The sequence below is a fragment of the Halorhabdus amylolytica genome (assembly GCF_004944975.1).
Lineage (GTDB): Archaea > Halobacteriota > Halobacteria > Halobacteriales > Haloarculaceae > Halorhabdus > Halorhabdus amylolytica.
Genome location: NZ_SPQG01000003.1, coordinates 332,230 through 345,611, shown reverse-complemented (window position 1 = coordinate 345,611; position 13,382 = coordinate 332,230). Strand labels below are relative to the sequence as shown.

The 13,382-nt window shown below is 62.7% G+C and carries 17 protein-coding genes and 1 tRNA gene; 7 read left to right on the top strand and 11 right to left on the bottom strand.

Annotated elements, in window-relative coordinates; all coding sequences use genetic code 11:
- The 6 genes from E3374_RS06465 to E3374_RS17580 form a co-directional block, all read right to left on the bottom strand.
- The coding region (locus E3374_RS06465) for a type IV pilin (protein ID WP_136688313.1) at positions 1-180 on the bottom strand (180 nt) is incomplete at its 3' end.
- A 436-nt stretch (positions 181-616) separates the two neighbouring features.
- Positions 617-886 carry a hypothetical protein gene (locus tag E3374_RS06460; protein WP_136688247.1) on the bottom strand — a complete coding sequence of 90 codons (270 nt, stop codon included), beginning with the start codon at positions 884-886 and terminating at the stop codon, positions 617-619.
- Positions 887-938: 52 nt separating this feature from the next.
- Positions 939-1,112 carry a hypothetical protein gene (locus E3374_RS17105; protein WP_169051788.1) on the bottom strand — a complete coding sequence of 58 codons (174 nt, stop codon included), beginning with the start codon at positions 1,110-1,112 and terminating at the stop codon, positions 939-941.
- A gap of 934 nt (positions 1,113-2,046) precedes the next feature.
- A tRNA-Trp gene (locus tag E3374_RS17100) sits at positions 2,047-2,224 on the bottom strand.
- Between the two features lie 41 nt (positions 2,225-2,265).
- Positions 2,266-2,493 carry a DUF5795 family protein gene (locus tag E3374_RS06450; RefSeq protein ID WP_136688245.1) on the bottom strand — a complete coding sequence of 76 codons (228 nt, stop codon included), beginning with the start codon at positions 2,491-2,493 and terminating at the stop codon, positions 2,266-2,268.
- 71 nt (positions 2,494-2,564) lie between these two features.
- Positions 2,565-3,437 (bottom strand): DUF5794 domain-containing protein, encoded by an 873-nt coding sequence (locus E3374_RS17580; protein ID WP_248299404.1) that lies wholly within the window; start codon positions 3,435-3,437, stop codon positions 2,565-2,567.
- Between the two features lie 477 nt (positions 3,438-3,914).
- On the opposite strand from E3374_RS17580, the gene guaB reads away from it, so the two are divergent.
- Positions 3,915-5,405: an IMP dehydrogenase gene (gene guaB, locus E3374_RS06440; protein ID WP_136688244.1), complete on the top strand. Its 1,491-nt coding sequence runs from the start codon at positions 3,915-3,917 to the stop codon at positions 5,403-5,405.
- A 199-nt stretch (positions 5,406-5,604) separates the two neighbouring features.
- Here the strand turns inward: guaB and E3374_RS06435 are convergent, their stop codons facing one another.
- Positions 5,605-6,612, bottom strand: coding sequence for an NAD(P)/FAD-dependent oxidoreductase (locus E3374_RS06435; RefSeq protein ID WP_136688243.1), 1,008 nt, complete (start codon positions 6,610-6,612; stop codon positions 5,605-5,607).
- Between the two features lie 209 nt (positions 6,613-6,821).
- Between E3374_RS06435 and E3374_RS06430 the strand changes: the two genes are divergently transcribed.
- The 4 genes from E3374_RS06430 to E3374_RS06415 all read left to right on the top strand — a co-directional run bounded on the left by E3374_RS06430 (position 6,822) and on the right by E3374_RS06415 (position 9,650).
- On the top strand, positions 6,822-7,037 hold the full coding sequence (locus E3374_RS06430; RefSeq protein WP_136688242.1) for a hypothetical protein: 216 nt from the start codon (positions 6,822-6,824) through the stop codon (positions 7,035-7,037).
- Between the two features lie 139 nt (positions 7,038-7,176).
- Positions 7,177-7,764: an NfeD family protein gene (locus E3374_RS06425; protein WP_136688241.1), complete on the top strand. Its 588-nt coding sequence runs from the start codon at positions 7,177-7,179 to the stop codon at positions 7,762-7,764.
- Positions 7,765-7,866: 102 nt separating this feature from the next.
- Complete coding sequence (locus E3374_RS06420; protein ID WP_136688240.1) at positions 7,867-8,997, top strand: SPFH domain-containing protein; 1,131 nt, start codon at positions 7,867-7,869, stop codon at positions 8,995-8,997.
- Positions 8,998-9,044: 47 nt separating this feature from the next.
- Complete coding sequence (locus E3374_RS06415; protein ID WP_136688239.1) at positions 9,045-9,650, top strand: winged helix-turn-helix transcriptional regulator; 606 nt, start codon at positions 9,045-9,047, stop codon at positions 9,648-9,650.
- Between the two features lie 121 nt (positions 9,651-9,771).
- Here E3374_RS06415 and E3374_RS06410 read toward each other — a convergent pair whose 3' ends face one another.
- Together E3374_RS06410 and E3374_RS06405 are read right to left on the bottom strand one after the other, a co-directional pair.
- The gene (locus tag E3374_RS06410; protein WP_136688238.1) at positions 9,772-10,020 is read right to left on the bottom strand and encodes a DUF7123 family protein; all 249 of its coding nucleotides are present in this window, start codon (positions 10,018-10,020) and stop codon (positions 9,772-9,774) included.
- Positions 10,021-10,174: 154 nt separating this feature from the next.
- Positions 10,175-10,573, bottom strand: coding sequence for a TRAM domain-containing protein (locus tag E3374_RS06405; RefSeq protein ID WP_136688237.1), 399 nt, complete (start codon positions 10,571-10,573; stop codon positions 10,175-10,177).
- Between the two features lie 135 nt (positions 10,574-10,708).
- Between E3374_RS06405 and E3374_RS06400 the strand changes: the two genes are divergently transcribed.
- A complete protein-coding gene (locus E3374_RS06400) occupies positions 10,709-11,476 on the top strand; it encodes an aldo/keto reductase (protein WP_136688236.1) in 768 nt (255 codons plus the stop codon).
- Positions 11,477-11,489: 13 nt separating this feature from the next.
- Here the strand turns inward: E3374_RS06400 and E3374_RS06395 are convergent, their stop codons facing one another.
- Positions 11,490-12,134 carry a YkgJ family cysteine cluster protein gene (locus tag E3374_RS06395; RefSeq protein WP_136688235.1) on the bottom strand — a complete coding sequence of 215 codons (645 nt, stop codon included), beginning with the start codon at positions 12,132-12,134 and terminating at the stop codon, positions 11,490-11,492.
- Positions 12,135-12,198: 64 nt separating this feature from the next.
- Positions 12,199-12,477, bottom strand: a complete 279-nt coding sequence (locus tag E3374_RS06390) for a helix-turn-helix domain-containing protein (RefSeq protein WP_136688234.1) — start codon at positions 12,475-12,477, stop codon at positions 12,199-12,201.
- A gap of 139 nt (positions 12,478-12,616) precedes the next feature.
- On the opposite strand from E3374_RS06390, the gene E3374_RS06385 reads away from it, so the two are divergent.
- Positions 12,617-13,321 (top strand): class I SAM-dependent methyltransferase, encoded by a 705-nt coding sequence (locus E3374_RS06385; protein ID WP_136688233.1) that lies wholly within the window; start codon positions 12,617-12,619, stop codon positions 13,319-13,321.
- The last annotated feature ends 61 nt before the right edge of the window (positions 13,322-13,382 follow it).

Sequence of the window (13,382 nt, the reverse complement as noted above, 5' to 3'; positions counted from 1 at the left end):
CTCGTTGTTCCATTCCCACTGCACGCTGGGCTGGGTCTGCTCGGACGGCCCCATATTCATGACGAACGTCGCGATCACGGCCGCCAGAATCACCGTAATAGCGACCATGAGGATGACACCGATCACAGGCGATACACCGCGGTCCTCCGCGAAGAGGAACTCCTTCGCTTTCTCGAACATTCCAAACGACCGATCAACGGGTTATTATAAAAATCCAACCGGATCGTTCACCGCCGAACGGTGTTTTCAGATTCGTTAAGAGCCCGTCAGACGAAATTATCACAGACTGAAAACGCCACGCCGTCTTCCGATTCTGTAAACACACCTCATCATTTACATCTCTCCGACCCATCGACTGTCGTGGGCCAGATGCCCCATGCTGGCCCAAACATTGCACCGCGGTTCTCTGCGAGGAGGAACTCACCGCCCCTCGCGGGGCGGTTTCGGAGGCACGGGAGACCACTGCCCTCTCGCGTGTGGCGCAAGTCCATCCCCCTGGATCCGTGTCAACACGTTTTGGCACACCGTGATACAGCCTCGCGCTCGCGTACACCCCGACGACATTGCGACGATCACCCGCGAGTAAACGCAAGCGACGGGCTGGCGACGGGCAACCTCACCATCGCAATCGCCCACGTCGCCACGGCCAGGAGCACGACCGTCGCGAACGGCACATCTCCGGGACGGGCTGGTAGATCGTACTGACGCCGCCATGGGGCGGCGTCTCGGTTGGGACGGCCAGGACCTCGTTAGGGACCATCCACAGCCCGAGCCACAACCCGGCTGCGAGCTCGAGCGCCGCTGGCGCGGGGAGCGCGTAGCGCTCGCGAACGGTCAGGCGGGCCGGCCACGGGACCGGCTCGCCGGGCTTGCTAGGGATCGTCACTCACCTGCCCACCCCGCGTGCGGGTGGGAGTCAGCGCCGACCAACGCGGCCGCTACGGCCTTTGGCGGTACTCCCGGGTTTCGGCGTCCCACTCCAGCGAGCCGGCGTCACTCGCGTCCCGTAGGCCACGCTGGAGACTCCACTCGGTCGACTCGCTGGGCAGCAACCCCTGGACGTCCGACAGCGTCAGCGGCGTCTCACCGTGCGTCGCGACCACCGCACTCACGTGGTAGGCCTGTATCCGGAGGGGACGGTTGGCCAGTGACCCACGCGAAATGTGGCGTCCCCCCGATTGGAAGTGCCGAAACAGGCGGAGTTCGAGCAGGGTTCGCGGTGGGGTACGACCACGGCGATCGCGACCTCGCGGTACTCTTTGGCGTGGCCGATCTCACCCTCCTGGCAGGCCGGCCGTGGCCCTCGCTATCGGGATCGGGCCGATGGACGCTCTTACCGTACGGCGAGCGGGCGACAACACCTTCTCGGTGCTGCGGATCTCCGTGGCCTAGAGGACCTGACTCACGTCAGATTACCACGGATTTGAATTAAGTAGTTACTTACCAGTATCAGCGTGCCATAGAAACCATCTCACACTCTGCCTATCCAAGTCTTGTCAAGACTCGTGTGCAAGTACAGGGCGCGTATCTTGCACCGGACACCACCAGTTTTCGAGTGAGCAGATTGCTCAGTACAGAGAATGTACTTAGCAGCGGAAATACATCGGCAGGTATTTTCCTCTCTCCACAACAGAATATATCAGAGACAGGTGTCAATGGAGATGGAAAAACTCAGAATCGGGCTCGCTGCTGGGGCTTTTGCGATGATCGGGACAGCAATCACTCAATTAGTACAATTGACTTTCATCGAGCCGCCTATCGTCAATGTAGCTGTAGAAGGTCTGTTCGTAGGGACAGTCATCTATTTCGGTGTCAAAACTCTTGAACGGTCTGCAGATGCGCAGTAGTACATATGCAACTACACTGAGCAGCTAATTCATCGGGATCGGTGTGAAATCGACGATGGGCGACGTGCTGACCTTACTCTCTATATCTTGCACTGTCCTCGATGATCATATCAATTCCAACATTTCATCGCAATAAATTGTCATGAATGTTTCTATGACACGCTGTACCAGCATTGATAAGATAGAGTGATAATCCCAATGGGGTCGGAGGGATTTGAACCCCCGATCGACTGATATCTCCGGTGTGCGCCTCGGAACTCCAGAGGGTCATCAAGGCGGCCGGTGATCAGCCGGTCGCTCAGTATATCAGTCTGGAGTTTCGTCCCGGGCGCGGTGCCTCTGGAGTCAGTCGCCATGCCGGACTTGGCCACGACCCCGCGACCCGTCGTAAGGCGATTCCCGGTAAATGGATTTCGATTCAGTCCCTGTCGGTCGCCTGCCAGTCACAGTCCTGGCACTTCAGCCCCGTCACGAATTCGGTCACCGACGGCATATACCCCACTTCCAGAACGTCGCCACCGCAATCTGGACAGTCCCGATCGGCGTCCGTGATCGACTCGGCGTCCATCACGTCCCCGTTCTCGATGAGTTCAGCGAGAGCGACGGCAGTCACCATCCGCCCTTGCACGACGCGATTGTCGGCCATACCCGACTCTGGGTATCGCGACTTCTAAACTTTCCCGTCCGGGCGAATCTATCGACCTGTGTCCCGATCTCTCACAGCCACGGGGAACGCTCGTCGCTGACGCCGGAATCGACCGTCTCGGCTTCGTTTCCAGGGTTGGACGGATCGCCGCCATCCGGCAGTGACTCTTCCGTTTCCCCGCCCGGAGCGGATTCGTCGGATTGGGGAACGGGCGATCCGTCAGGATCGAACGCCAGCAGGCCAGCCATGGCGAGCACGGCCAGCGAGAGCGGGGCGTCCGAGGGAACGAACCCGTAGATCGACAGTGCCAACACGCCGAGTGCGACGGCACTGCCGAACCGGAAGCGATCGATATCGACACTGGCCCGGAGCCACGGCCCAGCAATCGCGATCAGCAGAGCGAAGCCGACACCGGCCCCTGCCGCGGCGGTCCCGTTGACGATCAGGCCGGGATCGGCCGCGATTGCGAGTTCTGCACCGGAGGGATCGAGACTGGCGATCAACCCGAACCCAACGACGATAGCCGGCCGCGGGATGAGATCGCCGATTCGAGCGCTCGCCGTCCGGGCAGCGATCGCCAGGATGACCAGGCCCGCGAAGCGCTCGAAGATCGCGAGATCGAGCACGCTTGCGATCGTCGGCGCGAGGGCGGCCTCGAGTGCTGCGACGGGCAACAGGATCGCGCCGACGCCAAGGACGGTCGGGATCTGTTCGCGCGGGGTGCCGTCCATGTCGGCGAGAATGACCGCCACGGTGGCACTCCCGCCGAACACCAGCAGGCCGACCTCGAAGATGCCCGAGATACTTCCCACGGCGCCAGCGAGGATCAGCGCCGGGAAGACGCCGTCGACCAGCGGCAGGCACATGACAGTCGCGAGTAGCCGACCGTCGCCGCCGACGCGTCGCTCGATGGCCAGCGCGATCGGGTGTCTTGAGCTACTCATCACCTAGGGGCGGCCGTCTCCCGTGGCCCGTGGGTGCTGGGACCCGCCCCGAAGCCCTCGCCTGTCGGGGTGGGCATGCTCCGCCTCGCGTCCGCTTCGGGAGGAAAGCCAGCCGCCTGTATTGCTTTCTGTCCCGAAATTGAACGCTGTCCCCATCGATTTCGAAAATGTATTCGCCCCTGCAACATCGCCGCAGCGCTTTCGGGCGGTCCGCGATCGAATGGGGATGGCGGAAGCCATGTGTGAAACAATGATGGATTCGGATAAAAACATTGCGTGAGAGGAGACCCCAAGTGATACATTCCCATAGATTTTCGTACCGGGACGACAGATATGTAGACGACTCGGCAGTGATGGCGGTCATATGGGTGATTTTGGGTAAACTCAGTCGAGGTCGCTCCCAGGTCGGTGGATCACTCTCGGTCGACATCGGCCACGACTCGCAACGCTTTTGGGCCGAGGTGGCGGACGGTTTACATGGCGAAGTCCGACCGACCGTTCTCGACAAAACTGGAAGTACCGGAGTCGCTGACGTTCGACGATGTCCTCTTACGACCCAAGGAGAGCCGTGTCGAACCCGACGACGCGACAACCGAGACACGCGTTTCGAAGAACGTCACGCTAAACGTACCCGTCCTCTCGGCGGCGATGGATACCGTCACCGGGGGCGAGATGGCGATCGCGATGGCCCGCCACGGCGGCCTGGGTGTCATCCACCGGAACATGGACGTCGACCGGATGGTCGCCGAGATAGAGCGCGTCAAACGCGCCGACGAGTTGATCATCCGTGACGTCGTCACAGCCGCCCCTGATCAGACTGTGCGTGAGGTCGACGCGATGATGGACCGCCGTGGAGTCAGCGGCGCGCCCGTCGTCGGCGAGGATGACGAAGTCCTGGGGATCATCTCGGCGACCGACATCAGGCCGTACCTCGAAGTCGGCGAGAGCGACGCCGTCAGCGAGGCGATGACCGACGAGGTCATCACAGCGAGTGAGGACGTCACTCCCCGAGAAGCGCTCGAACTCATGTACGATCACAAGATCGAGCGCGTTCCGATCGTCGACGACGGGGATCGCCTCGTCGGCCTCGTGACGATGCAGGGGATTCTCCAGCGCCGCGAGTACGACGAGGCGGTCCGCGACGCGGACGGCCGCCTTCGGTGTGGCGTCGCTGTCGGCCCCTTCGGGGAGGAGCGGGCCGTCGCGGCCGACGAGGCCGGCGCGGACGTGCTGTTCATCGACTGTGCACACGCCCACAACCTCGATGTCGTCGAGAGTGCTCGTGACATCAAGTCACAGGTCGAGGCCGATGTCGTCGTGGGCAACATCGGGACACGCGAGGCTGCCGAGGACCTGGTGGACTTTGCCGACGGCCTGAAGGTCGGCATCGGCCCGGGCAGCATCTGTACGACCCGGATCGTTTCTGGGGCCGGGATGCCACAGTTGTCTGCGACTGCGGAAGTCGCGGACGTCGCGGGCGAGCACGACGTACCCGTCATCGCCGATGGAGGGATCCGCTATTCCGGGGACGCGATCAAGGCGATCGGTGCCGGTGCGGACGCCGTCATGCTCGGATCCTACTTCGCGGGAACCGACGAGGCCCCAGGCAGGATCGTCACGATGAACGGCAAGAAATACAAGCAATACCGCGGGATGGGCTCGGTCGGTGCGATGAAGTCCGGCGGTGGTGACCGCTACCTGAAGGACGTCGAAGAAGGGCAGGACGACGAGGAATACGTCCCCGAGGGTGTCGAGGCCGCGACGCCCTATAAGGGCCCCGTCGAGGACGAACTCCATCAACTCGTCGGCGGCATGAAATCGGGAATGGGATACGTCGGTGCCGACGCGATCCCTGACTTCAAGGAGCGCGCGGAGTTCGTCCGGGTCTCCGGTGCTGGCCAGCAGGAAAATCATCCCCACGACGTCGTCATCACCGACGAGGCACCGAACTATCGCCCCGAGGAGTGAGACACGACCGGACCGGCTTGGAGGGGAAACCACCTCAGGCGGTGTTTTCACACGTTGGGCTACAGTAGCCCGTCTCGGCGGCGTTCGAACTCGGATGTGCCTTGAAGTCCTTGCCACACGTTTCGCAAGTGTCGGTCTCGAAGTCCGACATGGCGATCGAACTGTGGACCCGGAGCGACAAAGATAGTTACGGACGCGGTCACCGGAGTTCGCGACCGGCCCGGAGTCCGCTCCGGAGTGCCGCCCGCGTTCGGCCGATCCCCTCGACCCAGTCGCCGGCGATCGCGAGGTCGTCATCGAGGGCCCGATCGAGTAGCGAGTCGTCGATCCCTCGGGTGGGGACAGCGTCGCCCCAGCGCTGGTACTCCCACCAGGTCGACTCGGACAGCCGGTCGTCGCCGAGCAGCTCCACCGCCCGTTTCGTCGCCGCCTCGGCGGCCGCAGCAGGTGACGTCTGGGGGTGAGTCACGGCCCAGCTCGGGCCGAACTGGACGATCACGACCGCCTCGCCATCCGGGACGTGGCCGGGCTTGTGCCCCTCGTTCGAAATCCAGGCGACGTCGTAGACCCCTTGCTCGCTGACGAGCCCGAAAAACGGTGTGTCAACTTCGAAGGGATAGTGTAACGCCACGGAGTCCATCGTTCGGTAGGGGATCCCGTCGGCCGCCCGAGCCAGGTCATCCCGGACGGGACTGTCCCACTCGGCTGTTTCGAACAGCACCGACGCCGAAGCACCGGGCGCGGCGAGGACGACAGCGTCGAACTCGCGTTCGCCGTCCTCGGTAGTTACCAGCCAGCCGTCGTCGAGGCGTTCGAGATGGGTGACGCCGACACCGACCTTCAGGTCGGCTCCACTGTTCTCGATCATCGCCCGGACGATGCCGTCGAGGCCGTCGCTGGTCGTCCAGCGGGTGTTCTGTGGCGTCTTCCCCTCGGTGATCTCGCCGCTCGCGTCGAACTGCCAGATCGGCGGTTCGATCTCGACGGCGACGTCCCCGGCGGCGTCCTCGATGACGGACTCGAGGTCGGCGTCCCCGAGTTCGAGGTAGTTCGCGCCGAAGTCGAACACGCATCCGTTCCGACGGTGGCTCGCCATGCGGCCGCCGACGGTGTCCATCTCGAAGACCGTCACGTCGGCGTCGGCAAGCGCGTGCGCCGCTCCCGCCCCGGCGATGCCGGCGCCGACGACACAAACTCGTTTGGTCATACACCCAATCGAGCGGGCAACACCAAAAGGGACGCCATGCAGGCAGGTACTGCGGCGATCGACCGACACCACGTCGAAACGCCCTTGCCGGACATCGAGGAAAGCCGACACGGCCAGTTCACACCGACAGGGCGAATACCAGTCGAGGACCCCCGGTGTAATTATATCTAATTACTTTTTTCCGTGAAGAGTTCCTCGAGCCGTCCGTGATGGATATCTTGGAACGGTGGCGATCGGCTGATTCCGTCGCCCGTCCGGACCTGCTCCTGGCCGGATTGCCGGTCGCGTTCCTCGTGACCTTCGCCCTCGGTCGGTGGATCGTGGGATCGCGGATTGGCGCGGTCGTCGCAGCATCGCTTGTCTGTGGGTATCTGGTCCTAGACGGGCTGTTCGTCAACCCGCCGCTCCCTGAGGAGACGGAGTAAGGACCCGTCATCTGTGAGAGAGACAATACCCTCGATGGGTACGGCAAACGTACAGAGAAATCTCGACAGGTCCTGGGAAAGGAATCGATGGCAACCGGGTCCCCGAACTGTTAACCTACCTCGGGCCAAAGGCAGGTGTATGGCGTCGGTGTTCGGCACGGAACTGTCGTTGCTGTTGTTGCTGGCAGGAGCGTTGTTACTCATCGCCGAAGCGTTGGCACCAGGGGCGTACTTCATCGTCCTGGGGATCGCGCTGCTTGTCGCCGGACTGGTCGGACTTGTACTCCCGGCGTCGCTCGGCGTCCTCTCGGTCGTAATCATGGCCGGAGTGGTGCTCGCAGTGGGCTCGGTCACGCTGTATGGCTACCGTCAGTTCGACTTCTACGGTGGGAAAGGCGAGGCGCGAACCAGTGACTCCGACTCGTTGAAGGGCAAGACGGGGCGCGTCACCGATCGCGTCACCGACACCGACGGGGAAGTCAAACTCGATAGCGGCGGTTTCAACCCCCACTACCAGGCCCGCGCATTCGACGACGAGATCCCCGAGGGCGAGGAAATCATCGTCGTCGATCCCGGCGGCGGTAACGTCCTCACTGTCGAGTCGATGGCGGTTCTGGGGTCAGACGAGATAGACGAGGAACTCGAACGTGGCCGGCGCCGGGAGGACGCGGAACCGACCCACGAGACCGAACCGTCCGAACGCGACACAGAGACCGATCCAGCCTGAACCGTTTCTCGTCCGGAAACGGCCGGTACCAGAGCGATCGTACGCTCACGGTCTGGGATCCGGGGCCAACACTTTTGTTCCGTTCCTGCCAAGTTGGTTCGTATGCTTCCGATAACCCCGCTGCAACTGGGTGGGGACATTTTCCCCATCGTCGCGTTCGTACTGCTCGCCATTGCCGTGGTGACGGTCTGGCAGATGGTCGTCATCACGGACGCATACGAGAAGAAGGCCCTCACGGTCCTTGGGGAGTACCGCAAACTCCTCGAGCCGGGGATAAACTTCGTCCCGCCCTTTGTCTCCCGGACGTACACGTTCGACATGCGGACACAGACCCTGGACGTTCCCCGCCAGGAAGCGATCACGCGTGACAACTCGCCGGTCACCGCCGACGCCGTCGTCTACATCAAGGTGATGGACGCCAAGAAGGCGTTCCTGGAGGTCGACGACTACAAGCGCGCCGTCTCGAACCTTGCCCAGACGACTCTCCGTGCCGTGCTGGGCGACATGGAACTGGACGACACGCTGAACAAGCGCCAGGAGATCAACGCCAAGATCCGCAAGGAACTCGACGAGCCGACCGACGAGTGGGGCATCCGCGTCGAGAGCGTCGAGGTCCGCGAGGTCAACCCGAGCAAGGACGTCCAGCAGGCAATGGAGCAACAGACCTCCGCCGAGCGCCGCCGCCGTGCCATGATTCTGGAAGCACAGGGCGAGCGTCGCTCCGCCGTCGAGGAGGCCCAGGGTGAGAAACAGTCCAATATCATCCGCGCCCAGGGTGAGAAGCAGAGCCAGATCCTCGAAGCGCAGGGTGATGCCATCTCGACCGTTCTCCGGGCGAAGTCTGCCGAGGCGATGGGCGAACGTGCGGTCATCGAGCGCGGGATGGAGACCTTAGAAGCGATCGGCGAGGGCGAGTCGACGAAGTTCGTCCTGCCCCAGGAACTGACGTCGCTGGTCGGCCGCTACGGCAAGCACCTCACCGGCTCGGACACCAGGACCGACGGCGAATTGCTCGAGGGTCTGGAGTTCGACGCGGAGACCCGTGAGATGCTTGGACTGGACGACATCGAGGAGATTCTGGGACAGATTGACCAGGAAGCCGAAGTCGACGTCGAAGAGATGGAAGAGCAGGCCGAGGCAGTCAAGTCCGGCGCGGAAACGGCCGACATCAAGGATCCCGACGAAGTGATCGAAGAGATGGACGACGAGTTCGACGGCGGCGAGTCGTCCTGACCCGATCAAGCGAAGCCGTTTTGTGACTGCCTGACGTGTATCTATCAATGCCTGATGGCGAGGGCGTCGACGAGAACAAGCGAGCAACCCTCCGTCGATTCGCCGCGCTCGGTGCCGCCAGTCCGCTGGTCGGCCTCGCAGACACCGGCAGCGACAGCCGTGCCCCGGACGCCATCGCCGGGTACCTCTCCCAGACGCCGGGTGCACACTTCTCGAAGATCCGCGACGACCTCGAACTGGGGACGGGCGAGACCCAGCATCATCTCCGGACGTTACTCACCGAGGACGCTGTCGAAAGTGAACGTGACGGGGAATATCGTCGGTTCTTCCCGGCCGGCCGCTTCGACGCGTTCGAGCGGACGGCGCTGGGCTATCTCCGCCGGGAGACGCCGCGCGGGATGATCATCGGTCTGCTGGATGATCCCTCGGCATCGGCCGGTGAACTCGCCACGAGGCTCGATGTCTCGACACCGACGATCAGCAAGCACGCCGCCCGACTGGAAGATGCGGATTTGCTCCGGCGCGAGGACGGATACGAACTCCTCGAACCCGAGACCCTGCTCCTGCTGGTCGTCCGTTACGCCGACTCCTTCGGTGCCGACGCGATCGCATTCGCCGCCGACGCCGACGAACGAGTCAGCTACGACGGCTGAGACCGGCCGCTACAGTTGATCGATATGGCCGAGCAGCCTCACCAGGGCTCGATCGCCACAGAGAACGGAACGGGCCACTGAACGAAGACCGCAGGACGAAAGCGGGATAGACAGTGTTCGATCAGGAATCGACCATCCATGTCGTCGAGGAGGAGTACCCCCACTTTTCGACAGTCACGTCGAACTCGCCGTCGGCGATGGCCGTCATGTTCGTTCCGACTTCCTTGGCCGAGAGGCCGAGTTCGTCGCCGATGAGTCGGGACTTGAAGTACGTCCGGTCGTCGGCGTTCTCCCGCAGGTACTCGAGGATCCGCCGCTGTTTCTCGGAGAGTGGTTCGGTCTCCGCTCCCGTGGCCGTACGAACACTCATGTCTCACCGTTGCTCGGACAACGGTAAAGGGAGTTTGGTACGGTCGGTTAATCGACTCCTGTAGTGCGATTCTTCCGGATGAAAGGGGTCCGATCGCGATCTCACCGTTCCCCTGGAGGGGCGCCTGGTACGGCGGGGTAACTCGGCTACCGGGTCAGATGTCCTCTTCGATTATCTCGCCGACGGCGAAATTGGACTTCACCTCGGTGATCTCGACCTTGACGCGGTCGCCGACGTCGGCACCGGGGACGATGATGACGTACCCGCGCTCGACGCGGGCGATACCGTCGCCCTGCTTGCCGATGTCCTCGATCTCGACGTAGCGGATCTCGCCGTTCTCGACCGGGGGCTGGGGCTCCGAAGGGGCCCCTTCGGTTGAGGGTTGTTCTTCGACCTCCCCGGCGTCACCCGAGATGAGTGCGACCCGATAGGTGTCGCCGGGCTCGATCGAGCCGGTCTCGACCTCGCGGCGGGGCACCTCGACGACGTAGCGGTCGTCCTCGGCCGTCACTTCCGCGCTGAACAGACACAAGAGCTTCTCTGAGATTTCCACAGTCAGTCCTCCGTTCGCCGCGTCGGCGCCCTCCCTAAAGAACTTGACGACAATTCGAATCACGGACGTCCAAAGCGCCGCGGACCCTCCGATCGACCCCGTAGACTTTTGCCCCGATCCGCCGGAATGAGAGGTATGGACACGCTCCAGCCGATCGGTCTGGGCACCATGGGGATCGACGATCCCGAGACAATCACGACTGCGATCGAGTTCGGATACGACCACCTCGATACGGCACAGATCTACGGTAATGAAAGAGTCGTGGGCCAGGGTGTCGAGCGTTCCTCACTCGATCGGAAGGATCTGTTCGTCGCGACGAAGGTCTGGATCGACAAACTCGCCCCGGAAGCGGTCGTCAACTCGACGCAGGCGAGTCTGAAGCGTCTCGGAATGGAATCCGTGGATCTGCTGTACGTCCACCGACCGCGGGGCGACTACGAACCTGCCGAGACGTTGCCGGCTTTCGACGAACTCAGAGACAGCGGACACATCGAACACGTCGGCGTCTCGAACTTCACCGTTCGACAGCTGGATCGAGCCAGAGACCACCTGGAGGCCCCTATCTTCGCCAATCAGGTCGAGTATCACCCGCTGTACCAGCCTGAAGCCGCGCTGGAAGACGCCCGCGAACACGAGTACTACCTCGTAGCGTACTCTCCGCTGGCAAACGGCCGTGCCAGCGACATCCCGGAAATAGTCGAGATCGCCGAGAAACACGACGCGACGCCCGAGGCGATCTGTCTCGCCTGGCTCACGGCCAAGGACAACGTCGTGGCGATCCCGAAAGCCAGCAGTGAGGTCCACCTCCGAGCGAATCTCGAAGCCGCCGATCTCGAACTCGACCCCGAGGATCACGACGTAATCGACGGGATCGAACGGGAAGACGAGATATTTCCGGAGTGAATCGCACGGAGCGTCAGTCGTGGGCGTCCAGCGTCGCCCCGTCCGGGCGTTTCTGGCCTTCGGAATCGTGGACGACGACGCCCTCGACATCGACCGGCTCGTAGTTCTCACGGACGGCGATCGCCTCCTTCAGGTCACGGATCGCCCGTTCTTTGAGAGTGACCGCCAGTTCCTCGGCCTCGTCCCGTGAGATAGCACGCCCGAGTCCCTCACACTCGTGAGCGCGAACAGGCCCCTCGCAGTCGACGACGCTCCCCATCGGCTCGCTCGTGGCCCCGCCGTCCCCGAGCGCGATGCTGAACGGATACGTTTCACAGATGAGCGGCCGGTCCGCGTAGATCGAACACGCCCCGCCGTCGGCGTCGTAGAAAGAACAATCGCCACAGTCGTCAGTTTGCAACGCCCACTCGAACGTCTCGCCCTCACCGTCCGCGTCCAACCCATAGGGCATCGGCCGGGCGACGTCACGCCACTCGCCCCTTTCCCCAGCCTGGATCGCCCGGATCTCGTCGGGAAAGACAGTTGCCGTGTGTTCTTCGTCCATCCCCTTACAACAGTGGCCACAGCGCGTACACTCGAAACCGATCCGCTCGATGGCGTCTGCGATGCCCGCCATGTCGAGATCGCGCGCAGCGGCTAGTTCGGCTTCGAGTTCCATGGATCGACTATCCGTCGAGGGTGGAAAAACGCGTCGGGCCGTTCCTGAACGCCGCTCGCAGTACTCACTCGCTGGTTCGGTAGTAGACCTGCTTGCGAGCGTCCCGGAAACTGTACCGCGACGAGACGAGGTCGGCCTCCTCCAGGCGGTTCAGTGCGTACCGGACAGTCCGGTCGGGTAGCAGGGACTCCTCGGCGAGTTCCCCTTGGGAGAGCGGCTGGTCCGTCTCTAGGACCTTGGCGATCAGTTTCGCGCTCGGCGGCAGCTCACGGAGACGCTCACGGAACTCCGCGTCCGTGAGGACCACTTCCGTTCTGGATCCGTCTTCGACGGTCGTGCTCATACGTGGAGAAAACCCGGTCGGTATTGGTAAAGCTTGGCTATATGGTAGATATGATACCTTGGTCCGTATGCATGTCCTTATACATCGCTGGAGCCGACGATCCAATACCGTTTTAGTGGCCCCGTGGTGACATCGGGACGTGAAGGGACAGGAGTGGTACCAGGCCGACGAGATAGCCGAGGCCTACGAGGACAAGCGCTTCTCCGGGGGTGGGCGACTGATCGATCGTCGGGAGAAAGAAGCAGTTCTGCAGGCCCTGGGGCCGGTCGAAGACAAGCGCGTCTTGGAAATTGCCTGCGGGACGGGACGGTTCACAGTCATGCTGGCCGAGCGCGGGGCCGACATCGTCGGTCTAGACATCTCGACGCCAATGTTGCAGCAGGGTCACAAGAAGGCCCGTGCCGCGGGCGTCGACGATCATCTCCAGTTTCTCAGGGGCGACGCCGGTCGACTGCCGTTTCCCGACGACCACTTCGACGCCGTCCTGGCGATGCGCTTTTTCCACCTGGCAGACACGCCGGAGTCCTACCTCGCCGAGATGCACCGAGTCGCAAAAGACGTGGTCTTCTTCGATACGTTCAACCGGTTCAGCGCCCGCTCGATCTACAACTGGGCGCTCCCGATGGGGTCGCGGCTGTACTCCCGCTGGGAGGTCGACCGGTTGGTGTCGGCGGCCGACCTGACGCTGGTCGAGGTCGCCCAAGACTTCGTCGTCCCCTACGGGTTCTACCGGGCTATCCCCGACGGCCTCGCGGCCGCGTTCAGGAGCGTCGACCGGGCCATCGGTCGGGTTCCAGGGGGGGACCGATTCGCGTCCGTCTCCTACTGGACGTGTGAGGTTTGATTCCGAACCTATAATTTTAAAAATACGTATCACGGAATCCCGCGACGCTTATACCCGTTCG